Origin of the sequence: Spirosoma panaciterrae DSM 21099 (assembly GCF_000374025.1) — a bacterium.
Lineage (GTDB): Bacteria > Bacteroidota > Bacteroidia > Cytophagales > Spirosomataceae > Spirosoma > Spirosoma panaciterrae.
Genome location: NZ_KB893206.1, coordinates 214,865 through 239,907, shown reverse-complemented (window position 1 = coordinate 239,907; position 25,043 = coordinate 214,865). Strand labels below are relative to the sequence as shown.

Here is a 25,043-nt window from a genome sequence, read left to right as displayed (position 1 = left end):
TTCCCAGCCGCGTTACGACATTAAAACGCTACCGACTTCAACCGAAGGCCGGAATCCTCCGGTAAGCCAAACACCAGATTCAGGTTCTGAACGGCCTGACCCGATGCGCCTTTAGTCAGGTTATCGATCACACTGGTAATGAGCAACTGGCCGTCGTGTACTTCGAGATGGAGCAAACATTTGTTGGTATTCACCACCTGTTTCACATCCACAGGGTTGTCGCTCACGTGCGTAAACGGATGGCTGCCGTAGTAGTTTTTATACAATTGTTTCGCTTCGTCCAGCGTACCCGAAAAAGGCGTGTACACATTAGCCATGATGCCCCGCGTAAAATCGCCCCGGTACGGAACAAAATTGATAGCCGCTTTAAAATCAGGCTCCAACTGCGTCAGGCTTTGGCGGATTTCGGCCAGATGCTGGTGCGTAAACGCTTTATAGATCGACACGTTGTTGTTCCGCCAGGTAAAGCCCGTAGTGGGAACAAGCGCCTGTCCGGCCCCAGTGCTACCCGTAATAGCGCTCACCTGTACAGCATCGGTCAGTTTACCCGCTTTCGCTAAGGGAAGCAACGCCAGTTGAATACTGGTCGCAAAGCAGCCGGGGTTGGCAATCCGGGTAGCCTCCTGAATCCGCTCGCGTTGCAGTTCGGGCAGGCCGTATACAAAATCGTTGTGCTCATCCCGAAAATCAGCGCTGAGGTCGATCACCATCACATCGTCGGATACGTCATGATCGGCCATAAAGGTCGCCGATGCGCCATGCCCCGAGCAAAGGAAAATAGCATCCAGCCCCTCCTGAGCCACCAGTTCAGTCGTTTCCGCGCCCGAAAAGGTCAGATCGGTATCGCCTAGCAGATCGGTATGCGTTGACCAGACGGGTTTTCCGGCCTGGCTCTTGCTGTGTACAAACGCGACGTTGACAAAGGGGTGATTAATCAAAATACGCAGCAGTTCGCCACCCGTGTAGCCTGCTCCGCCAATAATACCAACGTTAATTTTTTCCATTATGTAAAGAGTTGGAACACAGAGATACAAGGAGGGATGCAGAGATTCACAAAGAAATACTTGATACTGAATCGGTTGAAATTTCCTGAGAAGGCTCCGATTAGAGTGTTTTTGTCAAGGTTCCAAACACTCAGAGGTAGGAAACTATTAAGATTCCTCCTTCGTCGGACCGGGTGGCCGGAGCCATGACAAAAACAGCCATTTCAACTTTTATTCGGATTTTTAACCGCTCTTAAACAGAATCTAAAACCTCTGTGAATCTCCGTTTTTCTTCATGTATCTCTGTGCCATAGCTATCTAACCAGTTATTGTCCGAAACCATTCCATCGCCCGATCCAGTACGGCATCATCGAACGTAGTGACGTATTCGCTGGTAAAATCGGGACGGTCGAGTGTGAGGGATCGGCTGAGTTGGTGATTGTGGATGACCAGTGTCGGCTGACTCGAAATGGGAAAGAACTGAATCCCCATGCCACTTTTCTGAAACGAAAGCGTAGGGCAGCCTAGACAGCACAGGTGCATCGGCAACGAATCGAGCGTAAACGCGGCCCTGGCCTGTTCGCTCAGACTGGCCATATCCTGTAGCGTTAGCTTACCCACCGCCGATACCAGTCGGTCGGCCAAGGCAGGCTCAGCCGCCCGAACCTGCTCATACAGGTTTGTCGTAAACGCTTTCTGACCGCCAAAGACAATGGGCGACGCACTTTCCTGCAACAGCCGAACGGCAAGCTTAGCCCAATACGCAATTGGCAGCATCCGCACTTCATCGCCCGATTCGGGGAAGATCAAAATCGGTTTCTGATCGGGAACGGGTCGCCCTAGTTTAGACCACAATTGCTCAGACGATTCGGCTGGATGCACGAAATAAGGCGTAACGGTTCGTAGATCAGCTTCGATACCCATCGGCTTCAACAGCTTTAGAATCAGGTCGAAGTTATGCACCTCCTCGTCGGGCATAAAAAACTCGTGATCGAGCAGGCCACCGAAGCCGCGCGTGCCATAGCCGATTTTACGCTTCACTTTCAGATAAGGCAGCACAAAGTGCATGGGCGAATCCGAAAACCGTACATCAATCGAAAAATCGTAGACGGTATCGTGCAGGGTGTCAATCGCGGCTTTTGTGGTCTGGTAAAACGCCTGCCATTTGGCCCATGTCGACAGGGGCCGCCGATTGGTGTTCGGATGGTCCAGATGGACGACCCGCCGGATGAAGGGATTGCCTTTCCAGATGGGGTCGCACCAGCTTCCGGCCAGCACATCGATCTGTGCGTAGGGGTAACGCTGCCGGATAAGCGGGAAAATGTACGACAGGATCAACGCATCGCCCAGGTGACCCGATGTCATCACCAGGATAACGGGCGCATCCAGGTTTGGCGCACCAAAATCCCGACGGGAGTAGCTACCCCGGGCATAGCCATCCACCACGACATCGAGCAGTTGCAGCGGATAGGCTACACTCCGGGGAGCGCAGTATTTTCGGGCTTTACCGATCACTGGTTGTTAATTTTCTCGTAGATCATCACCTGATTGGAGGCCACTTTCGAGAAGCCCCGTACGTCGTCGCCAGTCCAGGCATTGTTCATTTCGCCATAGGAACCAAACTTCGACGACATCAGATCATGCTCCGACTCAATCCCCAGCACCTGGAACCGATGCGGAGCCAGCAGTACGTGTACTTTTCCCGACACATGCGCCTGCGTATCGGCCAGGAAGGTTTCGATGTTGCGCATGACGGGGTCCATAAACTGGCCTTCGTGCAGCATGGTGCCGTACCAGTTGGCCAGTTGCTCTTTCCAGTATAGTTGCCATTTACCCAGTACGTGCTTTTCGAGCGTATGGTGCGCCTTGATCAGAATCAGCGGTGCGGGAGCTTCGAAACCGACACGCCCTTTGATACCGATGATGGTGTCGCCTACGTGGATGTCGCGGCCAATGCCGAATGGCCCGGCGAGTTCAGTGATTTTGCGGATGGCATCGACCGAATTGGGGTACATTTCGGAGAACGTAGCGCCCGACACACCCCGGATTTCGCCATGCTGGAACGTCAGCGTAATGGTTTCGGGTTCAGTTTTGGTGATCTGGGTAGGCCAGGCCGCTTCGGGCAGGAACTGATCGGATGTCAGGGTTTCCTTACCACCCACCGATGTTCCCCACAAACCTTTATTGATCGAATAGGCCGCTTTGTGCCACTCCTGATCCACGCCTTTCGACTTGAGGTATTCGATTTCGGCTTCCCGCGACAGACGCAGATCGCGAATGGGCGTGATGATTTCAGCGTCGGGCGCTATGATCCGAAACGCCATGTCGAACCGCACCTGATCATTACCAGCCCCCGTACTTCCGTGGGCTATGGCCGACGCACCGATTTCACGGGCATATTCAGCCGCAGCAATCGCCTGGAAAATTCGTTCGGCACTCACGCTCAGCGGATAGGTATTGTTTTTCAGGACATTACCGAACACCAGAAACTTCAGGCACTGCTGGTAATAATCGTCGGTTTTCGAAATCGTTTTGTGCGATTTCACGCCCAGCGAATACGCCCGCTCTTCAATGGCTTTGAGTTCGGCATCCGAAAAACCGCCCGTATCGACCAGTACCGAGTACACATCCATACCCCGGTCTTCGGACAGATATTTAACGCAGAAGGAGGTATCAAGACCTCCACTAAAGGCAAGAACTACTTTTTGAGACATCGGCAAAAAGATACCGGGCTACTAACCACCCGATGATCAGTCTAGTTTTGGAGGGGCAAATATCGGGCTTGTTCCCGAAAAACCCGCCTTAATTCCAGCCTTTCGTTAGTGAGAGTGTACCGATGCATGAGTATTGCTCGCAACAAACCACCTTATGTTGCGGTCTGCAACGTGCCGCAAAGAAGTTGCCTACACAACGCCCATTACAATGTCTTTTGCACGGCTAATACAAATTCTGTACTTACGCTATTGATATTTCTGCTTTTTCAAAATTATTCCTACACCAGTTCAAAGATAATGGACTGTAACTGAAAAAATATTGAAAAGCACTGGCTATAACATGGTGTTTATTGCTCCGTGAATTAATGTCGTAGTGTTTCCGGTAGCACTTATAAAGTTGACTTAAATACCAACCCGATCACCGAAGCGACTATATCTTCACCTTTGAACGCTTGGTTCTGGCCCGCCACGTAAATACGACCGTTGGGAGCAATCTCGGCAATCAGGCTTACGTAGGTTCTTAATTCGTATATTCAAGAATTAGCGGCAGTGCTGTTAGCCTTAAAACAGTTAATCTAATAAACCTTTCAGGCTTCTATTTAACGTACGGATTGTAACGCCCAGATAAGAAGCCATTTCTTCTTTTGAAAGTTTAAGGTCATATTTGGCTTGTAGTTCCAACAATTTTTTCAGGCTATGTTCTACCGTATAAAGTTGTTGATATGATGCACGGATGGATGTGTTAATAATTCGCCCGGCAAATGAATTTAACAGCAAATGATTCAATTGTAAATCGGTTTGTAGTAAGTGAAGAAAATATGGAGTTGAAAACGCAAATACCGACGTATCGGTTATGGCATCTACACTGCATAAGCAGGTGATTGCTCTTATACTCTCTATTTCGCCAACGATTTCGCCTGTTCCCAGAAATTCAACAATGTACTCTTTGTCATTCTCTTCACTGAGATAACATTTTGTAATGCCTTCCTTTATCAGCATTACTTTGGTAGCAGCTTCGCCCTGCCTCAACAGATTTTGCCCCTTTGTAAACTGCTTTATACGAATTTCCTCTTTGTGCTGCTGCTTTTCGTAAAGCGTTTCGATGTATTCTAAAAACGTCTGATTGGTGCGTACCATAAAATCTGTACGGTGAGACAAATGTCCTTTTTTTTGTTTTGCGCCCTGCTCACTTTTGCCCACCGAATATAGACAATATGCTAAAAGATACCATCACCACCGTAGTCTTTGATGCCGACGACACGCTGTGGATAAACGAACCTTATTTCCAGGAAGCCGAAAAGCTGTTTTGCGAACTGATGGAAGACTACCTGCCACAGCACTCAACAGCTCAGGAACTGTTTAAAACTGAAATGCAAAACCTCGCTTTGTATGGATACGGCGTAAAAGGGTTTATGCTTTGCATGGTAGAAACAGCAAACCGGATTACAAACGGGAAGGCCAATATAGACCTGGCAGAAAAAGTCATCCAGATCGGAAAGGTATTGTTGCAAAAACCAATTGAATTATTGCCGGGCGTTGCTGAAACGCTGAAACAACTACAAGGAAATTTCCGGCTGGTAGTGGCTACAAAAGGTGATTTGCTCGACCAGGAAAACAAGCTTAAACAATCGGGGCTGGAGACATACTTCCACCACATTGAAATCATGAGCGACAAGCAAGTTACTAACTATCAAAAACTTATCAAACATCTCGATTGCAAGGCCGAAAACTTGCTCATGCTAGGCAACTCCATTAAGTCAGACATACTCCCCGTCCTGGAACTTGGCGGCTTTGCTGCACACACCCCTTATCATGTTACCTGGCAGCACGAACGCTACGAAGCAAGAGTGGAACACGATCGTTTTTTTGAATTACAATCCATTGATGACATTCTTACTTATCTGCTGTAGCAATGAAACGGGGTATCAATATTGACCATTGGAACCGGAAAGAACACTATCTTTTTTTCTCCCAATTTGAAGAGCCATTCTTTGGTGTTGTTATATCAGTTAATTGCACACTGGCTTATCAACAGGCAAAATCCAGGAACATTTCATTCTTTCTCTATTACCTGTACCGGGCTATAAAAGCAGCTAACGAAGTAGAAAATTTCCGCTACCGGATTTACGAGAATGAAGTATATGTATATGATAGCACACAAGCGTCGGCTACTGTGAATCGCCCAAACGGAACATTTGGGTTTTCGTATATTGATTATACAACCAATGAAAATGAGTTTTACGAAAGCGCTCGTGTGGAAATGGAAAAGGTTCGTCAGGTAAGTGGTTTGCGGCCAGCCGTTTCGGGTGAAAGTGTTATTCACTTTTCAGCAATTCCCTGGCTGAACTTTACAAGTTTATCGCACGCCAGAAGCTTTTCTTTTCCCGATAGTTCTCCAAAAATATCTTTTGGAAAACTGACAGAGCAAGATCAGATCAAATCGATGCCCGTTTCAATACATGTTCATCACGGCTTGATGGATGGTTACCATGTTGGGCTATTTGCCGACCGATTTCAGGAACTGCTAAATGAAAAGTAGTATAAGGTGCTAACGTTTATCCCCAGCATCTGCCACTTTTTATAATTACCCTAAATCCAAGAGAATCTAAAGTTCGCTGAATCAAACCCTATGTAATAGCTTGAGTAGGTTTGCCTAAACTACGCTTACTGTATAAACACTGATCCTTACCAGGGCAATCTGCTATGAACAGACACAATAAACCCTTGTTGCCGTTTCTATCGTTTGTCGTTTTAGTAAGCTTACAACTAGGCAGCCTTACGGCTTTTGCCCAAGGGCCGGGGCCACGCATCCCCCTCCCACCCATTCCGCTAAAAGGCGATACGACCCATACCCTATCCAAACACTTTACCCCGGCCTCTGCCGCTAAAAAAGCACCGGATGCCCAGGGCTTTATTCAACGATGGCTGGTGCTGGAACCCGTCAAGAAAGATATTGTCCGAAACAATATATTCACCGACAACTACCTCCGAACCACGTTTTCGACCGATAATTTTTCCAGCGACTACACCCTCGTTCCCCACAATGGCGAAACCGTAAAAGTAGGAAGTCAGGATCTAAAGTGGTATGCGCTGGATAGCAAGGCGTTCAACTTCAACCTATATCATTTTACCTACGCCCTCAACAAGCCTAAATACGGCATATTGGTCTGGCTGGTCACGGTCATCGATAGCCCCGAAGAAGTCCAAAACGTCAGGCTGGCGGCCGGGTGTAATTCGGGAAGTATGTGGTGGCTGAATGGTCAGGAAGCCCTGCTACTCTCCGGCGACCGGGATATGATTGCCGACAATGGTACCTCTGGCCGTTTAACGCTCAAAAAGGGCAAAAACATCATCCGGGGAGCCGTCATAAACGGACCGGGCATGGCTAACTTTTGTATGCGCTTTTTGGATAAAAAAGGGGCTCCCATCAAAAACCTCCGTATTGGAATTGAGTGATAGGTTCCTTTTATACTTTCTGTAATCGATTCATTACGAACACGTTTGTCATCCCGACGCAGGAGGGATCTTCGATAATCGAAGGTTTTCAGCCTCACCCGAAGATCCCTCCTGCGTCGGGATGACAAAAACGCTTTTGACAAAAAGGTTCAAATAAGTTCTTAGTCTGTTTTACGCTAGTTAAGACAACATAGTCCATAAAATAATGAAAACCACCCTGACTACCTTCTTCGCCTTATTGATAACCCAAACCGTGCTAGCCCAGGTCGGCAGACCCTTTATTCATGATCCGGCAACCGTTACCGAATGCGACGGCAAGTATTACACCTTCGGCACAGGCGGTGGTGGATTAATTTCCAACGATGGCTGGACGTGGCATGGGGGCGGGATAAGACCGGGTGGTGGTGCGGCCCCCGACATTCTCAAAATTGGGGATCGGTATTTGGTCGTCTATGGGGCCACGGGTGGTTCGCCCAACCACAAAGGCGCCATCCTGACCATGTGGAACAAGACATTAGACCCCAAGTCGCCTGATTTTAAGTATTCTGAACCGATTGTGGTGGCCACGTCGGATGGCTATGAAGAGAACGACGCCATCGACCCCGGCCTTATGCTGGACCCAACCACCGGACGCCTTTGGCTCACTTACGGCACCTATTTTGGCTATACGCGCCTGATCGAATTAGACCCCAAAACCGGCAAGCTCAAGGCGGGCAATAAACCCGTCGATGTCGCCATTGTCTGTGAAGCCAGCACGTTGGTCTATCGCGATGGCTGGTACTACCTACTGGCCACGCATGGCAGTTGCTGCGATGGAGCTAATTCGACTTACAATGTGGTGGTGGGTCGTTCCAAAAAAATAACCGGCCCATACCTCGATAATGTTGGCAGAAGCATGCTGGAAGGCGGTGGTAAGCTAGTAGTCGCTACCCGTGGCGGATTGATTGGCCCCGGCCATTTCGGGCACATCGTTCTGGAGAAAGGCGTTGAGAAAATGTCTATCCATTACGAAGCCGATCTGGAGCAGAGCGGTCGAAGCGTATTAGGCATCCTTCCGGTGGTCTGGAAAGATGGATGGCCCATTGCCGGAGAAAAATTTAAAGAAGGTACGTATGAGATTGAATCCGTTCGACGCGGCTATGCTTTAGAACTGGCCGTTGATTTTACACGGATGCCCGTTGTACGGGGATTTGGTCAGCCCAACAATGAGCCCATCAAGCCCGTTCCGGCTCAGCAACTCGCCGATGTCCAGAAAACCTGGCCCACCGGGAACATCAATTTGCGAATAGGCGATTACATGTCCCGCCCTCATCAGCAATGGACCATTACCGATGCGCCGGATACCACCGGGTATTTAGGTGGCCCCTATTACAAAATTGTACTGGCCGGAACCGATCGGGCCCTAGCCGCCACGGCCAATGAAGACGTGATCACCGTGCCGGCCTTCACCGGCGCACCCGAACAGTTATGGCGAATCGATCAGTTGACAGACGGCACCTACCGGATCATGCCGAAGGTAGTACCGAATTCAGGCAAGAAGTTAGCGCTGGTATCATCCGGCGATAGCACCCCAACCTTAGCCGAATTTGAGTTTGACAGCGATAATTCGAAATGGAATTTTAGAAACCACTGAGTATTCCATTTGTTGTATTACTGTACTAAAACCCACCACACCCCGAACCAAGGCACATTGACGGCTAGGAGCATAGGCTGCACAGCAGATACAAATTACATGAACAATCTATTAAAGTATATTCGCTCACTGACCGATTTTTCAGACCAAAGCTGGGAACTATTGCAGGGTGCATTAACGAAAAAAGAGTTTAAGAAAAATGACTATCTACTGAACGAAGGGCAGGTTTGCAACTCACTTTTTTACATTGAGAGGGGTTATTGTAAAAGCTATTATGTCATTGACGGAGCTATAAAAAACACAGGGTTTTTCTTTGAAAACGATATCGCAACCAACATCAGCAGCTTTGGAAACGGGCAGAAATCGACCTATGCTATCGTGGCCTGTGAACCGCTGACCGCAATCGTGTTCGACAAGGACAACTTATTTCAGGCGTCTAAACAATCCAGCGAGATAGAAGCGTTGGGACGAAACTGCATCCGCTTGTTTGCGATCAAGCAAGAAGAGTTCTCAACCTTATTCAACCTCTATTCAGCCCAGGAGCGTTTGGAATACCTGGAAAGCAATCACCCCGAAATTTTACAACGGGTTTCACTCACTCAATTAGCCTCTTTTCTGGGGGTAGCCAGGGAAACGTTAAGTCGGATAAGAAAGCGTAGGGTGTTGACGTAATTATGTGACGTTTATCACAGGTAGCCCATTGCGCTGCTTTTGACCTTTGCAGAAAAAACTGGAAACTATGCAAAAGCTAAAGAAGATTGACGAGGAAACGAATGTTTTGACCTGGTTTGAAATACCTGTAACCGACATTGACAGGGCGAAAAAATTCTACGAAACTATTTTGGACATTGACATGGTGAAACGGGCAGACGGAAACGATGAAGCCGTTTTCTTTCCGTTTAATCCAGGCGTTATTCAGGCAACATCGGGGCGGATCACAGGCGTATTATCAAAGTCGGCAAGGAACCATCCGTCAAGCAACGGCACGGTTGTTTACATCAACGCAAGCCCGAGTATTCAACCTGTTCTTGACCGTGTTGATCAGGCAGGTGGAAAGATCATTGCCCCAAAAATGCAAATCCCGGCAGGGTTCATCGCCATCATCCTCGACAGCGAAGGAAACAAGGTCGGGCTTCACGCTGAACAATAAAACGAATGCATACTATGGTAAACAACAACCTGCTACGAATGGACAATGTCGGTATCGTAGTAGAATCTCTGGACGAAGTTATTTCTTTTTTTACTGAGCTGGGTCTGAAGCTTCAGGGGCGATTCATGGTCGAAGGTGAATGGGCCGGGCGGGTCACCGGGCTAGGCGATCAGAGCGTCGAGATTGCCATGATGGTAACCCCGGATGGCCACAGCCGACTCGAACTCTCTCGGTTTCTCAACCCGCCTGTCGTTGCCGACCATCGAGATGCCCCTGTCAATGCGCTGGGTTATCTGCGTGTCATGTTCGCCGTCAAAGACCTTGATGAACTACTCACCAGACTCTACAAACAGGGTGCCCATCTAGTTGGCGAGGTGGTTCAGTACGAAGACGTATATCGGCTGTGCTACATTCGCGGTCCCGAAGGACTTTTGATCGGGCTAGCCGAAGAACTGAATGCTAAATAAAGCAGCGCACAACAGCTATTTTCGTCAGGCAGACCATGATCTTACCAAAAGAAAGAGACCCCCGATTTATTACCCTACGCCGTGGCGGTACCTTGACCGATTCAAACCACCAGTTGCTTGCCTTATGGGCGGCTACCTGTGCCGAACACGTGCTTCATCTGTTTGAACAGGCTAACCCGAATGACGAACGGCCCCGAAAAGCCATCGAACTGGCGCGAGCGTGGGTCAATGGAGAAATCAGCATGAAACAAGCGCACAAGGCGGCTTTCGCGGCCAATGCTGCCGCCAAAGGCATGCCCGAAGCGGCCCGGTTTGCCGCCCTGGCTGCCGGACAGGCCGTGGCAGTAGCCCATGTTGCGGCCCATGAACTTGGTGCGGCAGCCTATGCCATTCGAGCCGTCAGAGAATCTGTCGACGAAACCGGGAAGGACAAAATGGGGCAGGCTGAATGCCAATGGCAGCGTGACCAACTTCCCCCCGACATTCGTGAGCTTGTTCTGGATGACCAGACCTTAAGAAATCCTCTCTGCTGGTTTGTATTCGATTGCTGACAAAAACCGACAGTTCCGTTGATCGTCAATAACCCAGGTACTATTCAATTTTTATCTTCCGCAATTCGCTCCTACAACAACACCAGTAAACTACCCGGCAACACGCGCACCTCGGCCCGGCCTGTGGGCAATGTCAGCGGCTCGCCATCGGCATGAATGCGCAGCGGTTCATCGGCCTCAACCACAGCTTTGGTAATGGAGCGGCCACGCCAATAGGCAGATTGGTTCAGGCTTTTGTTGAAGAGCCGCCAGGTGAGCATACCTGCCGACTGAACTGGAAATGGTCTGATTTCGCATTGTTCCAGTTTCCCATCGGCAATGTTGGCAGTTGGGGCCATCCAGGCATTGTTACCGAATTGTCCGGCATTGGCGAAGGTCATTGAAAACAAGGCTTTCTCCTGTCCGTCAATTCGGTAGCGTTGCGGCTTGTAGGCCCAAAAGGCCCGAAAAGCCGTTCGGATATAGGTGGGTAGCCCACGTATGGGAGCCTTAGCGAATTCATGCGCAACGTACGCTTCAAAACCCATTCCTGCCGTACAGAAAAACGGATACTCGTTAATCTCCGCACTATCGATCACCACCGGGCGCCCACTCAAAGCCCGGTCGATGGCCTTCATTGGATTCAGGGGAACGCCCAAATGCCGGGCCAGACCATTGCCAGAGCCGATGGGCACAATACCCAGAGCGGTGGATGTTCGACGAAGGGCCTGGGCAATTTCGTTGATGGTGCCATCGCCCCCAATGGTTAGCACCCGGTTCACTCCGCGCTTTACGGCATCGGCTGCCAGTTCGGTAGCGTGCCCTGCGTGCGTCGTCAGCAGGACTTCGGGATCATACTCCAGCGCTTCGGCACGACGCATAAACGCATCCAGAAGCACTTGCTTTTGCTCGGCCGAGGTTGTGCCTGAGTTGGGATTAATAATGGCCAGAACTTTTGACCGGATTGCCACGTAGATGAATTAAAGGTTACAATTGTACAGTCTGCCCCTACCCTGTCAGGAAAAGAAAATGAACAGGATGAGAATAAACACGACGATAAAAATATAGTACCAGCCGTCTGAAAACACATACGGCTTATACTCCTGATAAAAGTCCAGAATTTTTTTCCACATGATCAAGTTACGGTAAATGCGTTTGTAAAGATAGTCAGTTTACGGTTTCAGGTGTCAGGCACTACCCTTGTCAGGCAACTTACCAGAATACTTGAAACCGTAAACACTCAAAGTGCCTGCCCGCCATTTACGGCCAAGACATGACCATTCACAAAGGAGGCTTCGTCGGATGCCAGGAAAAGGTAGGCATAGGCAATATCTTCGGGTTTTCCGATCCGCCGGACAGGGATGGCCGCAACGGCATGATTCCGAACATCTTCGGGCATGGCATCGGTCATGGCGGTCTGGATAAAACCGGGGGCTACGGCATTGGCCGTGACACCTTTGGGCCCCAGTTCTTTAGCCCACGACCGGACCATCCCGATAATACCGGCTTTGGCGGCTGCGTAGTTCGTCTGCCCGAATGCCCCGTGTACGCCATTGATCGACGACGTACAGATAATTCGTCCGTACTTCTGTTCGACCATATAGGGCGCTACGATTTTCGTGCAGTTGAACACGCCCGTCAGGTTCACGTCAATCACTTGCTGCCACTCGGCAAACGACATTTTCAGCAGGGTTTTATCGCGTGTGATGCCCGCATTATTGATCAGAATATCAATCCGGCCGTACGCGTCAATCACTTCACGGGCAGCGGCTTCAATACGTTCTACATCCGTTGTGCTCACATGCTTAAACTCACAATGGAATCCCTGCGAACGTAACGTATGGGCGGTGGTTTCGCCTTCGTCCAGTACATCCCAGATAATGACCGTAGCCCCTTCCCGGCAAAATACGTCGGCTGCTTTCTGGCCAATGCCCCGTGCAGCCCCCGTTATGATAGCCACTTTATTCTGTAATCGCATAACTTCCGGTTTAGAAACAGAGTAATCGAATAATGCAGCGAATAACGCTAAACTATTGCGAACTTGTCAATCAATTCCTGATTAACTTACTGCCAGACAATAGTCCCGTATTCGGGTTGTTGTCTCGTTAAACTCCACAAAACCGGCTTATGATGCGCCAACTAAGTACCCTCCTTATTCTTAGCTTATTTTTCGAGATAGGTGTACGCGCCCAATCCATTGGCACTGCCCCCGACCGACGGGCAATTCTCCAGCTTTTAAAGCGTCAGACCGACGACTGGAATGCCGGGCGTATCGACAAGTTCATGACTGCTTACTGGACATCCGATTCGCTGACGTTTATAGGCAAAGCCGGCATTACGTACGGCTATCAGGCTACCCTCGAAAACTATAAAAAGCGATATCCCGACCGCGCTTCGATGGGGAAACTCCGGTTCGATGTGCTCAATATGGATTTCCCAAGTCCGAATGTCGCCTATGTGATTGGTCGGTTTCACCTCACGCGCCCCAAAGTAGGTGATACCGATGGGTATTTCACCCTGCTCTGGCGTAAAGTCAAACGGCGCTGGGTCATCATCAGCGACCATACAAGCTAAATGAACGAGGGAATTTTGCGGCTGTGTCAGCCTACTCGTTCACTCGTTCATTCATTAACAGGGTTGGTTCTTTGGCTGAAATTCGTTCGCGGAGTTCGGTGACAGGTTTTTCAAAGAAATGATATAAAAGCGTCGACGCAACCAGGACCAGCACCCAGAATACACCAACTTTGGTCCAGCCAACGGCAAACGATGTAGTGGGTATTCGCTCCACAATAGTCAGCATAATGGGCGTTAGATTCAGGAGGTACATCGAATACGAAATCAGACTGATATGCGTAATAATCCGACTGATTCCGGCTTTCGCCCAAATGCCCGTTGCTGTCCGCCAGCCGTCCATATAGGGTACAATCAGGGCCATACTCAACCCCATCAGCGGAAAATAGAAAGTCCGCTTAAAGAATGTATAACCCAGATGGATACCCGCTTTATAGTAATAGCCAATGACCAGAATCGATGCCGAAAAGGAAACCAGCGCACTAATCAATATACCAATCAGCAGCAGTCGTCGCTGAAGGGTCTTGTTGGTCCAGTAGCTCGGCCAGTAATTTTTGGCATAAGCCGCCAGCACCCCGTAAGAAATCGCATCCAGCCGGGTTATTACCATGCCCCGATATTGCAACTCGCCTTCTGAAAGCGGAATTTGAAGGGCTGTAATGAATCGATATAGATTGGTTCCGACGATAATGATCAGGATGGTCGACAAAACAATCCGCTGACGGGGCCACCGGGACGAAAACAGCGTATGCATTACCCACAAAACCAGTGGTAGAGTAATGTACGACCATTCTTCAATGGCCAGGCTCCAGGTTTCGGGGAAAAAGTCGGGAACCGGGTTTGCAAAATTCTGAATGAAAAGGTAGTACTTAATCAAGGTTACTTTGCCCGGTAAGGTATGGTGCAACCCACTTCGCCAGGCACGTACCAGCGCGAACAGGATCAACCCACTCAGCACAAGGTAATAATTCGGCAGGGTCCGAAACCAGCGTCGCGTCCAGAAATTCAGCAATAGCTCCCGATTGAAATGGCCTTTCTTTTCGTACGAACGGATCAGTATACCACCAATCAGAAAGCCACTCAGAACAAAAAATAACTCAACGCCATCGGGCAGCAGATGGTGTATAAATAGCCCGTTATAGTACTCTTTAAGCGCAATGGTAGCATGGGCGTCTACAACAATCAGGATAGCCAGCGCCCGCATTACATCCAGCCCAAATACGCGCTTTGCTGTCGCCGTATCGGTTGAAAATAGTTTCGTAAGCATAAGTATCCGCGAAGGTACGGAGGAATAAATAATGGATAATGGATATTGAAAAATGGAAAATGGAATTCCATGACGAACTTTGCCGTCATTGGTATTCATTTTTCATTGTACATTATCCATTTCCCATATGGAATTTGGTCTACATGCTGTTCATCGCTACGGCTTTCGGTTCTCACAGGCCGACGTAATTGATTTTGCCAGAGTTACGGGCGATAACAATCCATTGCACCTTGATGCTGATTTCGCAGCGCAAACCCCATTTAAACGACCTATTATTCATGGTATGCTGGGGGCAAGTATCTTCACCAAAGTTCTGGGTACCGAATTCCCAGGCTATGGGTCGGTTTATCTGGGGCAAACGCTGGAGTTTTTACGGCCTATGTTTGTCGATACCGACTACGAAGCCACGTTTACCGTTCAATCGGTCGACCCGGTCAAACATACCGCCCAGATTCTTGGCGAACTTAAAGATGTCCAAACGGGGAAAGTCACCACACGGGGTATAGCTACACTGATGCACCGGGAAAAAATATAATCCATAGCAAGGGCGGGCGGCCTATAGGGTAATACCCTTTGGGAGTCGGCGAATGGCTACTCAACCCGATACCTTCCTGACCTGATGACCAGCCAAATAAAAACTCCCCTGTAAGAACATTGCCTGACAGGGGAGTTTTTATAGTTGGCCAATCGACCAGATGCTAACGCTACTTAGCGGGTGTGTTCTTGGTATTTTGAACTTCAGCCCGAATGTTTTGCGCCAGCGTTTTTAAATCTTGCATTCCTTTCCGAACGCGGGTACCGGCAGCCTGGTTATTTTTCTCGTAAAATTTCTCGAAATCGCTCTCGAGCGACATAACCAAATTCTTTACTTCTTCGAAGCGTGCCATAGCGATACGTATGGGTTTAAGTGTGAAAAATGCCCAAATTCCGCTAAAAACGCGGTTTTGGTTGGAAATTTAAGCATTCTATCATACAGCGCAATAGCTGAGCCAAAAAAATGCCCAAAAAATCCTATTTTCGGCACAAAACCCTATTCTGTAGCCGCTTCGGCCGATACTTGAAGCGTTTTTTGGGCGATTTCAGCCGCAAATTTCTTGTAGTAACCCTTTTGCAGCCGTTCGCCTACTAACGAAAACGCATTCAAGGTATACTCTACATCTTCCAGCGAATGTGAAGCAGTTGGAATGATCCGTAACATAATGGTTCCCTTTGGCACAACGGGGTATACCACAATCGAACAGAACACGCCCATATTCTCGCGCAGGTCTTTGGTAAGAGCCGCTACTTCGGGAACACCCCCTTCCAGATTGTGCAGGAATACGGGGGTCACGGGCGATTGTGTATCGCCAATATCGAAGCCGCGCTCACGTAAACCGCTTTGCAGCGCCCGAACGTTTTCCCACAACTTGTCGCGGAATTCCGACGAGTTGCGGATCATCTCCAGCCGCTTCATTCCACCTACTACATAAGGCATTGGAAGCGCCTTTGCGTAGGTTTGCGACCGCATGTTGTATTTGAGGTACATGATGATGTCGTGATCGGCCGCGATAAAGGCTCCGATAGCGGCCATCGACTTGGCAAACGTCGAAAAGTACAAATCGATACCATCCTGGCAACCCAGCATTTCGCCTACACCGGCGCCTGTTTTGCCCATCGTGCCAAATCCATGCGCATCATCGACCAGCAGCTTAAATTCGTACTTCTCTTTCAGGGCAACAATCTTATCCAGACTACCGACTTTACCCGACATCCCAAACACACCTTCGGTAATCACCAGAATACCTCCTCCTTTTTCAGCGGCTTTTTTGGTTGCCCGTTGCAGGTTTTTATCCAGGCTGTCGATGTCGTTGTGGTTGAACTTATAGTACTCACCCATTTTGGCCTTGTGCAGACGAATACCGTCGATCAGGCAGGCGTGGCATTCAGCATCATATACGATGACATCCCGATGATCAACGACGGCTTCGATAGCCGACATAACGCCCTGGTAACCATAGTTTAGCAGAAATGCGTCTTCTTTACCAACAAACTGAGCCAGCTCTTTCTCAAACTGCTCGTGGAGGTCGCTATTGCCCGACATCATACGAGCGCCCATTGGGTAAGCCAGCCCCCACTGCTTCGACGCTTCGGCATCGACCTTCCGAATCTCGGGATGATTGGCTAAACCCAGGTAATTGTTCAGGCTCCAGTTCAACACCTCCTTGCCCCGGAAACGCATGTGAGGACCCAGTTCTCCTTCCAGTTTTGGGAATGCAAAATAGTGGTGGCCATTAAAATCCCTAGCCGGTGAACCGATAGGCCCTAAGTTGTTACGCAGTTTCTCAAATAAATCCACTTTTTATTGGTGTTTATCAGGCTACAGCCTCGTTTTTTTATACGGTAAGTGCAAAAATACGGTTATCTTTTGGTAGCGCAAACGGAAGTCATAAAATTCAATTCCGTATTATTGTCATGAAGTCGTCATTCAGGGTCATTGGTTGTCATTCAGGGCCATCCATTGATCGTCACTATTCATGACGACCAAGGACCATGAATGACCGATACCCAATGACCATAAAAAAAATTCTCGTTGCCAATCGGGGAGAGATTGCCCTGCGGATCATGCGAACGGCCCGCGAAATGGGGATTCAAACCGTTGCTATTTATTCGGAAGTCGACCGTAATGCCCTGCATGTCCGCTATGCCGACGAAGCAGTTTGTGTTGGCCCGCCCCCATCGACCGAATCGTATCTCCGCGCCGATGTTATCATTGACGTATGCCGAAAACTTCAGGTAGATGCCATCCACCCTGGGTACGGTTTTCTGTCTGAGAATGCCAATTTTGCCCGGCAGGTGCGTGAGGCTGGACTCATTTTTATTGGTCCATCGCCCGAAAGTATCGAGGTTATGGGAAGTAAGCTGGCCGCTAAAGCAGCCGTAGCCGATTACAATATCCCGATGGTACCGGGCACTCCGTCGGCTATTACGGATCGTACCGAAGCCAAAGCCATCTCAGCCAAAATTGGCTATCCGATTCTGATAAAAGCCAGCGCGGGTGGTGGGGGTAAAGGGATGCGTGTGGTGGAGCAGGAAGCTGATTTCGACGAACAGATGGATCGGGCCGTTAGTGAAGCTCAGTCGGCATTTGGCGACGGGTCGGTGTTTATTGAAAAGTACGTTACCTCGCCCCGGCACGTCGAGATTCAGGTTCTGGGCGATCAGCACGGCAACATTATCCACTTGTTTGAGCGGGAGTGTTCCGTTCAGCGCCGACACCAGAAAGTGGTAGAAGAAGCGCCATCGGCTATTCTGACGCCCGAAATTCGGGAGGCTATGGGCCGTGCGGCTGTAGACGTAGCTCGTGCCTGCGGCTACTATGGAGCAGGGACAGTCGAGTTCATCGTCAACGATAACCTGGACTTCTACTTTCTGGAAATGAATACCCGCCTTCAGGTAGAGCACCCGGTTACGGAGCAAATCACGGGTGTGGATCTGGTAAAACAAATGATTTACATTGCCGAAGGAAAACCATTGACGATCAAACAGGACGATTTACAGATCAAGGGCCACGCTGTAGAAGTGCGGGTGTATGCCGAAGACCCGGCCAATAACTTCCTGCCCGATGTGGGTACGCTCGACACCTATGTGCGTCCACAGGGGAATGGCGTTCGTGTAGATGATGGATTCGAGCAGGGCATGGCGATCCCGATCTACTACGACCCGATGATTGCCAAACTCATTACGTATGGCGATTCGCGGGAGGAAGCCATTCAGAAAATGATCCGGGCTATCGATGAGTATCAGATTTCGGGGGTACAAACGACCTTACCGTTCTGCCGTTTTGTGATGGAGCACGAAGCGTTTCGCTCCGGCCAGTTCGATACAGGATTTGTAAGCCGCTATTTCACCCCCGATAAACTTACCCCTACGCCTGATACCCAAGAACGCGAACTAGCCGCCGTACTCAGTGCCTGGCTTCTGGAAACAGCCAAACCCAAACCGAATGGCTCTACTGCTATTACAACCAGGCAGAGCAAATGGAAAGCGAATCGGCTTTAGCTTAATTTTTCTAAGTATTTGATATACTCCAAAAAGCCCTCCCGCTTAACTGGCTAATTTTAATGATCCAGTTAAGCGGGAGGGCTTTTCATTAAAGCGGATTAGACAAAAAATGCGGGTCAACGCACTGCCCTAGAATCCCATTCTGACCTCCTGCCGCTCGCCCGAAACGGTCTGCTCATCGAGGTTGAAAATATCGGCCAGCGTCATCGGCTGACTGGTACGGTACTCCATGCTCAGGTGTTCGAGCAGTCGGTTGGCTTTGGCAGGGGCTAGCTTTCCAAACGCATAATCGACCATCAGACGGCCTTTCCGGAGGAGAGCTTTGTCAAGAAGGTGTTTACTGGCATTAAAGGTTGCAATAACCTGGATGTGCATACAGTCGGCCAGTAGACCGTCGGTCAGGTTCAGGATGTTGGACACACTATTGGTATCCCCACCGGCTTCGCGCGATTGCAGAATCCGTTCGGCATCTTCAATAATCAGTACCGAATCTTTATTATCCAGCAAGAACGGAATAATTTCGGGAGAGGTCAGGTAGTTGGTCATATAAGGCGGCAAAATGAGCATATCCTTTTTGACCAGCGAACTGAGGTATTTGATGTAGGTTGTTTTGCCCGTACCAGGCTCACCGTGCAACAGAATCAGACCTTTACTCTTAGGCTGCCCCAACAAGGCTACCAGCCGCTCGTGGACGGCGGGAAAATCGTCGTTATAATGAAGCTCCAGATCAATTTCGGGCGGCAGAATTTCGACCCGCTCGGTGTGCAGTCCACCCAGCCCGCTTTGAATGAGGTAGATGTGTGTCTGGTTATCTTCATGCACATACCTGTGCTCCTCAAAACCATCCAGTAAGCTTTTTGCGGAGGTTTCGTCCCGAAAGTAACCGTATAGACGGATGAATCGATCCCCAACGAACTCTGCCTTTATCACCAACCCCTCATCATGCTGATAGATTCGCTCAATAACATGCCATCCTTTATCGGTAACGCGGGTTGAATGATTGATCAGTACAAATCCCCGGCTATCGAGCAACTGTTGAGCCGATGGCTTAAAATCATCGTTGAAATGAAGGTAATTGGGATAGCTACCAAATGCCTGGACAAAATGAGGGGCCAGCGGAAACTCTCGGTCGAGATCGCTGGGAATGTATAAATTCTGAATACTGGATTGATTAGGCATACGACTGCTGGCCGACAAATAGCGCAACATATCGTTCCTGAAAATCTCTTTGTTGGCTTCCAATCGGGCGGTATGTTACGTTTCTAAGGTACCAATGTACTGTTTTTTTGGTTGACTCTTGCGGTCTTTTAATCAATAGGTCGTGGAAAGTACGTTGGGGGCAAATCGCAGCATGATCTCGTGTACGCTCTTCTGATCATACTGCATGGCGTTAGGACTTTCGGGGGTTTGCGAGTTAAAAATATACCCTATCCGAATCGATTTACTCAATTGATACTCGGCAAGGGCCTGCACATAATTGGTCGAGATATAGCCCGGACTGTTTTGCCGATAAGATAACCCAAACCCAAATTGTTCCTGAAACCAGGCTCGCATATTGATATCGAAACCCAGTGGACGATCGGCTATTTTCGACAGCAGAACCGACGGAATCAGGACCGTAGTTTCGCCCACTTCGAAGGGAACACCTACCTGTAGCATAATCGGCTGAACGCCCTTAAACGAATAGCGGCCCGTAATATCCTTGATCTGCCCGCTTAGCTCAGGCGCTGAAAGGCCCGCAAAAAAACGATCGGATCGGTAGTAAATCCCAACGCCTAAACTGCTTACCGCCCGATTGATGCTTGTGGCACTGGTCACATCATAGAGTGGAACAACACTGACGCCCCCCTGAACACCTATGGACAATTTGGCCAGTGCAGGGAGGTTAAAACGGTACGCCACACTTCCATAAACTCCCGTTGCCGTAAACAGCCCCATCCGGTCATTTAATGCCTGAAAGCCTACTCCCAGCCGCCCATTGGCAATGGCCCCATCGGCCGAAACGCTCTGGGTAACGGGCGCATACCGTACACTAATCCATTTTCGTCGGAGAAAGGCGGTCAGATGAAACGACTCACGACTGCCCGCATAGGCCGGATTGATACTGAGCGGGTTCAGGAGGTATTGCGAATACAGCACTTCCTTCTGGCCATATGCATGCTGACTGGAAATCAGCAAGGTAGCGACCCCTAAACAAAATGAGACGATAACAGACGTAAAAACACGCATAAAGCTGCAGGAAAAGTGGCCCAAATTGCAAGGTTTTGCCTGAAAAACCTACTTAAAATTAGTACCCAGCATTACGCAGAACCGATCGATAGGTTCAGGGAGGATCAGCTTGTATGCTCCCTGAACCTACCGATCGGCTCTGTCTATACCTGTACTACGGACTAGTTTTCTAAAATTTCAGAATCTTGATTTCTGTCCGGCGGTTTTGCTGATGGTCTTCTTCAGGGCAGTTCACACCGTCTTTGCATTTATTCAATAGCTGGCTTTCGCCATACCCTTTAGCGATCATCCGCTTGGCAGCAATGCCTTTCGATTTGATGTACGATACAGCTGCTTTGGCCCGATTGCTCGATAGGGTAGCGTTATACTTGGTCGATGCACGGCTATCGGTATGTGAGCGCATTTCGATATTCATAGTCGGGTATTTTTTCATCAGCGCTACTACTTTATCCAACTCAACAGCGGCATCGGGCCGAATTGCTGATTTATTCAGATCGTAGTAGATGTTGTCGATTTTAATAATATCCCCCTTTTTGAACATAGCGATGTCTGTTGAGCCAACGCCCTCTTTGGTAATTCGGCTCCCGGTTGTGCCCATGTTGTCTTTCATGGCTTCAATGGCATAATCGCAGCCGGGTTTTACCGAAAATTCATAACTGCCATCTGGTCCGGTAGTCGTTTCCTGAGAGGTTCCATCGCACTCGTTCACCAGCACGACTTTTACTCCCTCAATAGGTTGCTTATCGGTTTGGGTCGTAATACGCCCACGCAACGTGGTCATACCCAGGGTCGGCTTTTCTTCTACCTTCGGTTTCGAAAGCGGAATTTCGAGCCGCGACGGCTGGTCGTCGGACATATCTTTTGTTGAGAATCCGATTTGGTTATCCAGATACCCTTCCCGAGTAGCCAGGAATTTGAAGTCGCTATCGACCGTCAGACAGACCCGAACCAGCCCTTCGGTATCCGTTTTAAGCTGTTTTTGACCGTTGCTGGCGGGATTGTCCATCGCAATCGACGTATTAGCCAGTGGCTGCTTGGTTTCGGCATCAACAATACTGACGGTAAGTTCGCGGCAAGGGTACAGAGAGCCTTCACGGGTAAACCGATACAGGTCATCATCAGCCCCTCCATTTTTACGGTTGCTACTGAAGTAACCGCTCATTCGGTCGCCATCCGTTACAATGCCAAAATCATCTTTTGACGAGTTTAGTGGCTCACCCAGATTCCGCGACAGTAAAGCCTGTTGCCCATCGGGCGAGAGCTGGGCATAGAACATATCCAGATCGCCCAGGCCGGGCCGTCCATCGGAGGAGAAGTAGATGTTTCCTTTTTCATCAACAAACGGGAACAGCTCATTGCCTTTTGTATTCACTTCTTTACCCAGGTTGACGGGTTCGCCCCATTTGCCATTCACCCATTTTGACACGTAAATATCGGTGCCACCGAATCCGCCGGGCCGATCCGATGCGAAATAAAGCAACTGGTCGTCTTTCGATAGCGCCGGGTGCCCGGTTGAGTATTCGTCATTGTTGAAAGGCAGTTCTTCCGCTTTACTCCATACCCCACTCGTTTGTGTAGCCGTGTATAGCTTTAATTTGTTGATGCCATCACTGCTTTTCCGGTACTTTCCACCGTTGTAGTTGTTCCGGGTAAAGATCACCCGTGAGCCATCTTTGGTAAAGGTCGCAGGCCCTTCGTGGTATTTGGTATTCAAGGTCCGGCTAAACTGATCGGACTCGCTAATGGGCTGATCTTCATACCCCTGGCTGATGTTGGTACCTCCATAGAAGCCAACCGTCCGGGAGTCGTTGGCGGTTGGAGCCGTAAAGTCGTCACTACCAAGTGGGCGAATCAACTGGGTACGAATGCGTTTGGTAGCCGCCGAACTCCCCCCCAGACTAGCGGCTTTTGACCCACGGATCGATTTCAGATCGGGCAGGTAATACAAATCCAGAAAGGGGGTATTATTCCATTTAAAAACCCGTTTTACACCAGTGCTCCCATTGCCCGTCGATACAAAAACCAGCCCATCTTTATACATCATAGGGCTAAACTCAGCCTGTCGGGTATTCATACTCAGGTATTCAACCTTATAGCTCCCGGCATTGCGGGTCAATGCGCTTACATCCTGATACAATTTTGAAAATCCCTGACCGCGTTTATCACTCGTCTGGGTAGCCCCATATTTGTCATAGGCCTCCTGGGCTTCGCGATATTTACCGTTACTGGCCAACGTCTGAGCGTAGTACAAGTAACATTTGGTATAATCGGCTGGTAATGCTCCCTGGCTGATAAGTTCCCGGTATACACGCTCGGCGTTGGGCATATCACGCGTTTGCTGATAGCTGTAGCCTAATTTAGCGCGGGCCGCCAATCGATCCGTTTCAGCAAGTGTAGATGGATTCTTTAGCGCCTGTTCATACAGTTCAATAGCTTTGGTATAGGCTAACTGATCAAACTGCCGATCGGCCTGTTTTACTAACGACTGAGCCAGAGCCGGTCTTACCAAAACCCAGGCAAGTACGATAATAGAGAAAATATGCTTCATACACTATAAAAGTTGGAAAACTTCAGTAGCAAAAAAGAAAGGGTACACTCCGCCGGAATCCAGAAGAATATACCCTTTCATAAGCAAAATCTACGCCGAAAATCAATACATAAACGAGCGAATGATCGAAAAATGAAAAACCGCCAAATGGCCTTATGGCCTACGATAAAGGGCAAGCGTGCCCCTGTGAAAGAGCGAAATGCTGATGCAATTTTTCGCTTCTTCACAGGGGCACGCTTGCCCTTTGTCGCGCTTTCGCTTTAGAAATACCTCGGCGTCAGGATCCGGTTCTTGCCGAAACCAAACTCATACCGAATCATGATCTCGTGCGAACTCGGAGCCACACTCTGCAANCCGTTCATCGTCCGGTCATACGCATACCCGAACCGGAACTGGTCCGTCAACTGTACCTCCAGCATCCCTACCACCGCATCCGTCGTGAACGTCGACCAGGTCGAAAACTGATTCCGGCGAATCGAGGCCCCAATCGCGATCCGGTCCGCAAACCAGAAGTTGANGTTCCCGTCGAAGCCCAANGGAGCCCCTTCCGCATACTTNACCAGCATCGAAGGCTTCATCTTCACCACCGGNCTGAGACCCACCACAAAACCGGCCGCCAGATACGCATGACGGGCCTGCACCGATCGGTAATCCCCTACATTGTACTCACTCAGCCGATTCTTGATCAGCCGGGGCACCGACAAACCCAGATATGCCTTGTCGTTGCTGAGGTAGATCCCCGTTCCGAAGTTGGGCAGTATCTTGGAAATGTTGCTGGCAAAGGCCGGATCGATCTGGTTGTCGGGCGAGGTACGCACCTCCAGCAGGTTGGCCTGATAGCTCGAAGCCCCCGCCTGCAACCCTAACGCCAGTGTAGTCCGACTCCCTACTTTGATCCGAAACGCATAGGAAGCAAACGCTCCGGCTTCCTGAATCACCCCGGCCTTGTCGCCGTAGAGTTGCAGNCCCACCCCNACCCGTTCNTGNTTCAGGGGCATGTCGGCCGTGAAGGTCGCTGTCTGGGGTGCCCCTTCGACGCCCGTCCACTGGTTGCGGTACAGCGCCGACATACTCAGTACATCCCGNCTNCCGGCATAGGCCGGATTCAGAGCCATCATGTTGAACATGTACTGAGAGAACATCTTGTCCTGCTGAGCCCGCACGGGGCGGCTGCNGATGCCCAGCATCAGCAGCNCNANNCCNGCGGCCCAAAGTTTANTTNNAAACTGGTTTGCCATCCGAATTAGCGGTTAATAGTCATGTATCGAACAAACTTGCGGCCATCGCTCAGGTTGACTACGTAGTAGTAGGTGCCATCGGGTACGCCGTTGGAGTCGGCCGAGCTGAGCACGATGCCCGTGTTNGGCTTGCCATCCCAGTCGTTTTTGTAATCCTCGTTTTTGTAGACCAGATTACCCCAGCGGTTGTANACNTNNAGACTNACCGTTAAGCNA

25 protein-coding genes (1 of these 25 cut by a window edge) are annotated in these 25,043 nt (G+C 49.6%); 11 read left to right on the top strand and 14 right to left on the bottom strand.

Translation table 11 applies throughout. The annotated features are described in order from the left end of the window. Nucleotides 1-20: 20 nt before the first annotated feature. From argC to B153_RS0125795, 4 genes are all read right to left on the bottom strand, one after another. Nucleotides 21-1,004, bottom strand: a complete 984-nt coding sequence (gene argC, locus B153_RS0125810) for an N-acetyl-gamma-glutamyl-phosphate reductase (protein WP_020599645.1) — start codon at nucleotides 1,002-1,004, stop codon at nucleotides 21-23. 297 nt (nucleotides 1,005-1,301) lie between these two features. Next, nucleotides 1,302-2,498: a glycosyltransferase family 9 protein gene (locus B153_RS0125805; RefSeq protein ID WP_020599644.1), complete on the bottom strand. Its 1,197-nt coding sequence runs from the start codon at nucleotides 2,496-2,498 to the stop codon at nucleotides 1,302-1,304. After that, nucleotides 2,495-3,697 carry an argininosuccinate synthase gene (locus tag B153_RS0125800; RefSeq protein WP_020599643.1) on the bottom strand — a complete coding sequence of 401 codons (1,203 nt, stop codon included), beginning with the start codon at nucleotides 3,695-3,697 and terminating at the stop codon, nucleotides 2,495-2,497. The genes B153_RS0125805 and B153_RS0125800 overlap by 4 nt, the downstream gene beginning before the upstream one ends. Nucleotides 3,698-4,267: 570 nt before the next feature. Further along, entirely contained in the window at nucleotides 4,268-4,897 is a 630-nt protein-coding gene (locus B153_RS0125795; protein ID WP_211221713.1) for a Crp/Fnr family transcriptional regulator, read from the bottom strand. 14 nt (nucleotides 4,898-4,911) lie between these two features. On the opposite strand from B153_RS0125795, the gene B153_RS0125790 reads away from it, so the two are divergent. From B153_RS0125790 to B153_RS0125755, 8 genes are all read left to right on the top strand, one after another. Continuing rightward, a complete protein-coding gene (locus tag B153_RS0125790; RefSeq protein ID WP_020599641.1) occupies nucleotides 4,912-5,607 on the top strand; it encodes an HAD family hydrolase in 696 nt (231 codons plus the stop codon). 2 nt (nucleotides 5,608-5,609) lie between these two features. Beyond that, entirely contained in the window at nucleotides 5,610-6,236 is a 627-nt protein-coding gene (locus tag B153_RS0125785; RefSeq protein WP_020599640.1) for a CatA-like O-acetyltransferase, read from the top strand. 164 nt (nucleotides 6,237-6,400) lie between these two features. Continuing rightward, nucleotides 6,401-7,153 (top strand): hypothetical protein, encoded by a 753-nt coding sequence (locus tag B153_RS0125780; protein WP_020599639.1) that lies wholly within the window; start codon nucleotides 6,401-6,403, stop codon nucleotides 7,151-7,153. Nucleotides 7,154-7,358: 205 nt separating this feature from the next. Continuing rightward, entirely contained in the window at nucleotides 7,359-8,786 is a 1,428-nt protein-coding gene (locus B153_RS0125775; RefSeq protein ID WP_020599638.1) for a family 43 glycosylhydrolase, read from the top strand. A 99-nt stretch (nucleotides 8,787-8,885) separates the two neighbouring features. Beyond that, the gene (locus B153_RS0125770; RefSeq protein ID WP_020599637.1) at nucleotides 8,886-9,458 is read left to right on the top strand and encodes a Crp/Fnr family transcriptional regulator; all 573 of its coding nucleotides are present in this window, start codon (nucleotides 8,886-8,888) and stop codon (nucleotides 9,456-9,458) included. Nucleotides 9,459-9,525: 67 nt separating this feature from the next. Beyond that, nucleotides 9,526-9,936: a VOC family protein gene (locus tag B153_RS0125765; protein ID WP_020599636.1), complete on the top strand. Its 411-nt coding sequence runs from the start codon at nucleotides 9,526-9,528 to the stop codon at nucleotides 9,934-9,936. Between the two features lie 5 nt (nucleotides 9,937-9,941). Further along, on the top strand, nucleotides 9,942-10,403 hold the full coding sequence (locus tag B153_RS0125760) for a VOC family protein (RefSeq protein ID WP_245564948.1): 462 nt from the start codon (nucleotides 9,942-9,944) through the stop codon (nucleotides 10,401-10,403). Between the two features lie 35 nt (nucleotides 10,404-10,438). Next, entirely contained in the window at nucleotides 10,439-10,954 is a 516-nt protein-coding gene (locus B153_RS0125755; protein ID WP_020599634.1) for a putative immunity protein, read from the top strand. A 71-nt stretch (nucleotides 10,955-11,025) separates the two neighbouring features. Here the strand turns inward: B153_RS0125755 and B153_RS0125750 are convergent, their stop codons facing one another. Continuing rightward, nucleotides 11,026-11,904: a diacylglycerol/lipid kinase family protein gene (locus tag B153_RS0125750; RefSeq protein WP_020599633.1), complete on the bottom strand. Its 879-nt coding sequence runs from the start codon at nucleotides 11,902-11,904 to the stop codon at nucleotides 11,026-11,028. A 269-nt stretch (nucleotides 11,905-12,173) separates the two neighbouring features. Next, the gene (gene fabG, locus B153_RS0125740) at nucleotides 12,174-12,911 is read right to left on the bottom strand and encodes a 3-oxoacyl-ACP reductase FabG (RefSeq protein WP_020599631.1); all 738 of its coding nucleotides are present in this window, start codon (nucleotides 12,909-12,911) and stop codon (nucleotides 12,174-12,176) included. 152 nt (nucleotides 12,912-13,063) lie between these two features. On the opposite strand from fabG, the gene B153_RS0125735 reads away from it, so the two are divergent. Then, nucleotides 13,064-13,507 carry a YybH family protein gene (locus B153_RS0125735; protein WP_020599630.1) on the top strand — a complete coding sequence of 148 codons (444 nt, stop codon included), beginning with the start codon at nucleotides 13,064-13,066 and terminating at the stop codon, nucleotides 13,505-13,507. 31 nt (nucleotides 13,508-13,538) lie between these two features. On the opposite strand, the gene B153_RS0125730 is transcribed toward B153_RS0125735, so the two are convergent. Continuing rightward, nucleotides 13,539-14,771: an acyltransferase family protein gene (locus tag B153_RS0125730; protein ID WP_026262456.1), complete on the bottom strand. Its 1,233-nt coding sequence runs from the start codon at nucleotides 14,769-14,771 to the stop codon at nucleotides 13,539-13,541. A gap of 127 nt (nucleotides 14,772-14,898) precedes the next feature. Here B153_RS0125730 and B153_RS0125725 point away from each other — a divergent pair, with 127 nt between their 5' ends. Further along, entirely contained in the window at nucleotides 14,899-15,306 is a 408-nt protein-coding gene (locus tag B153_RS0125725; RefSeq protein WP_020599628.1) for a MaoC family dehydratase, read from the top strand. A gap of 169 nt (nucleotides 15,307-15,475) precedes the next feature. Here the strand turns inward: B153_RS0125725 and B153_RS0125720 are convergent, their stop codons facing one another. Next, on the bottom strand, nucleotides 15,476-15,658 hold the full coding sequence (locus B153_RS0125720) for a hypothetical protein (protein WP_020599627.1): 183 nt from the start codon (nucleotides 15,656-15,658) through the stop codon (nucleotides 15,476-15,478). 143 nt (nucleotides 15,659-15,801) lie between these two features. Then, nucleotides 15,802-17,106, bottom strand: a complete 1,305-nt coding sequence (locus B153_RS0125715; RefSeq protein WP_020599626.1) for an aminotransferase class I/II-fold pyridoxal phosphate-dependent enzyme — start codon at nucleotides 17,104-17,106, stop codon at nucleotides 15,802-15,804. Nucleotides 17,107-17,318: 212 nt separating this feature from the next. On the opposite strand from B153_RS0125715, the gene accC reads away from it, so the two are divergent. Then, on the top strand, nucleotides 17,319-18,809 hold the full coding sequence (accC, locus tag B153_RS0125710) for an acetyl-CoA carboxylase biotin carboxylase subunit (protein ID WP_020599625.1): 1,491 nt from the start codon (nucleotides 17,319-17,321) through the stop codon (nucleotides 18,807-18,809). Nucleotides 18,810-18,941: 132 nt separating this feature from the next. Here the strand turns inward: accC and B153_RS0125705 are convergent, their stop codons facing one another. From B153_RS0125705 to B153_RS0125680, 5 genes are all read right to left on the bottom strand, one after another. Continuing rightward, entirely contained in the window at nucleotides 18,942-20,021 is a 1,080-nt protein-coding gene (locus tag B153_RS0125705; RefSeq protein WP_026262455.1) for an AAA family ATPase, read from the bottom strand. Between the two features lie 102 nt (nucleotides 20,022-20,123). Then, nucleotides 20,124-21,041 (bottom strand): PorP/SprF family type IX secretion system membrane protein, encoded by a 918-nt coding sequence (locus tag B153_RS0125700; protein WP_020599623.1) that lies wholly within the window; start codon nucleotides 21,039-21,041, stop codon nucleotides 20,124-20,126. 169 nt (nucleotides 21,042-21,210) lie between these two features. After that, nucleotides 21,211-23,589, bottom strand: coding sequence for an OmpA family protein (locus B153_RS0125695; RefSeq protein WP_020599622.1), 2,379 nt, complete (start codon nucleotides 23,587-23,589; stop codon nucleotides 21,211-21,213). A 260-nt stretch (nucleotides 23,590-23,849) separates the two neighbouring features. Next, nucleotides 23,850-24,827 carry a PorP/SprF family type IX secretion system membrane protein gene (locus B153_RS0125685; RefSeq protein WP_020599620.1) on the bottom strand — a complete coding sequence of 326 codons (978 nt, stop codon included), beginning with the start codon at nucleotides 24,825-24,827 and terminating at the stop codon, nucleotides 23,850-23,852. A gap of 5 nt (nucleotides 24,828-24,832) precedes the next feature. Next, on the bottom strand, nucleotides 24,833-25,043 hold the 3' portion of the coding sequence (locus B153_RS0125680; protein ID WP_020599619.1) for an SdrD B-like domain-containing protein. The gene runs 11,792 nt beyond the window's last position; the window shows 211 of its 12,003 coding nt (coding positions 11,793-12,003); the start codon falls outside the window, past its right edge; it ends in the stop codon at nucleotides 24,833-24,835.

What these genes read in the sequence shown, in the direction of transcription:
- B153_RS0125720 (WP_020599627.1), bottom strand. Translation starts at nt 15,658, where the DNA reads ATGGCACGCTTCGAAGAAGTAAAGAATTTGGTTATGTCGCTCGAGAGC.
- B153_RS0125785 (WP_020599640.1), top strand. Translation starts at nt 5,610, where the DNA reads ATGAAACGGGGTATCAATATTGACCATTGGAACCGGAAAGAACACTAT.
- accC (WP_020599625.1), top strand. Translation starts at nt 17,319, where the DNA reads ATGACCATAAAAAAAATTCTCGTTGCCAATCGGGGAGAGATTGCCCTG.
- B153_RS0125700 (WP_020599623.1), bottom strand. Translation starts at nt 21,041, where the DNA reads ATGCGTGTTTTTACGTCTGTTATCGTCTCATTTTGTTTAGGGGTCGCT.
- B153_RS0125735 (WP_020599630.1), top strand. Translation starts at nt 13,064, where the DNA reads ATGCGCCAACTAAGTACCCTCCTTATTCTTAGCTTATTTTTCGAGATA.
- B153_RS0125760 (WP_245564948.1), top strand. Translation starts at nt 9,942, where the DNA reads ATGCATACTATGGTAAACAACAACCTGCTACGAATGGACAATGTCGGT.
- B153_RS0125730 (WP_026262456.1), bottom strand. Translation starts at nt 14,771, where the DNA reads ATGCTTACGAAACTATTTTCAACCGATACGGCGACAGCAAAGCGCGTA.
- B153_RS0125765 (WP_020599636.1), top strand. Translation starts at nt 9,526, where the DNA reads ATGCAAAAGCTAAAGAAGATTGACGAGGAAACGAATGTTTTGACCTGG.
- B153_RS0125705 (WP_026262455.1), bottom strand. Translation starts at nt 20,021, where the DNA reads ATGTTGCGCTATTTGTCGGCCAGCAGTCGTATGCCTAATCAATCCAGT.
- B153_RS0125770 (WP_020599637.1), top strand. Translation starts at nt 8,886, where the DNA reads ATGAACAATCTATTAAAGTATATTCGCTCACTGACCGATTTTTCAGAC.
- B153_RS0125790 (WP_020599641.1), top strand. Translation starts at nt 4,912, where the DNA reads ATGCTAAAAGATACCATCACCACCGTAGTCTTTGATGCCGACGACACG.
- argC (WP_020599645.1), bottom strand. Translation starts at nt 1,004, where the DNA reads ATGGAAAAAATTAACGTTGGTATTATTGGCGGAGCAGGCTACACGGGT.
- fabG (WP_020599631.1), bottom strand. Translation starts at nt 12,911, where the DNA reads ATGCGATTACAGAATAAAGTGGCTATCATAACGGGGGCTGCACGGGGC.
- B153_RS0125775 (WP_020599638.1), top strand. Translation starts at nt 7,359, where the DNA reads ATGAAAACCACCCTGACTACCTTCTTCGCCTTATTGATAACCCAAACC.
- B153_RS0125755 (WP_020599634.1), top strand. Translation starts at nt 10,439, where the DNA reads ATGATCTTACCAAAAGAAAGAGACCCCCGATTTATTACCCTACGCCGT.
- B153_RS0125800 (WP_020599643.1), bottom strand. Translation starts at nt 3,697, where the DNA reads ATGTCTCAAAAAGTAGTTCTTGCCTTTAGTGGAGGTCTTGATACCTCC.
- B153_RS0125695 (WP_020599622.1), bottom strand. Translation starts at nt 23,589, where the DNA reads ATGAAGCATATTTTCTCTATTATCGTACTTGCCTGGGTTTTGGTAAGA.
- B153_RS0125725 (WP_020599628.1), top strand. Translation starts at nt 14,899, where the DNA reads ATGGAATTTGGTCTACATGCTGTTCATCGCTACGGCTTTCGGTTCTCA.
- B153_RS0125780 (WP_020599639.1), top strand. Translation starts at nt 6,401, where the DNA reads ATGAACAGACACAATAAACCCTTGTTGCCGTTTCTATCGTTTGTCGTT.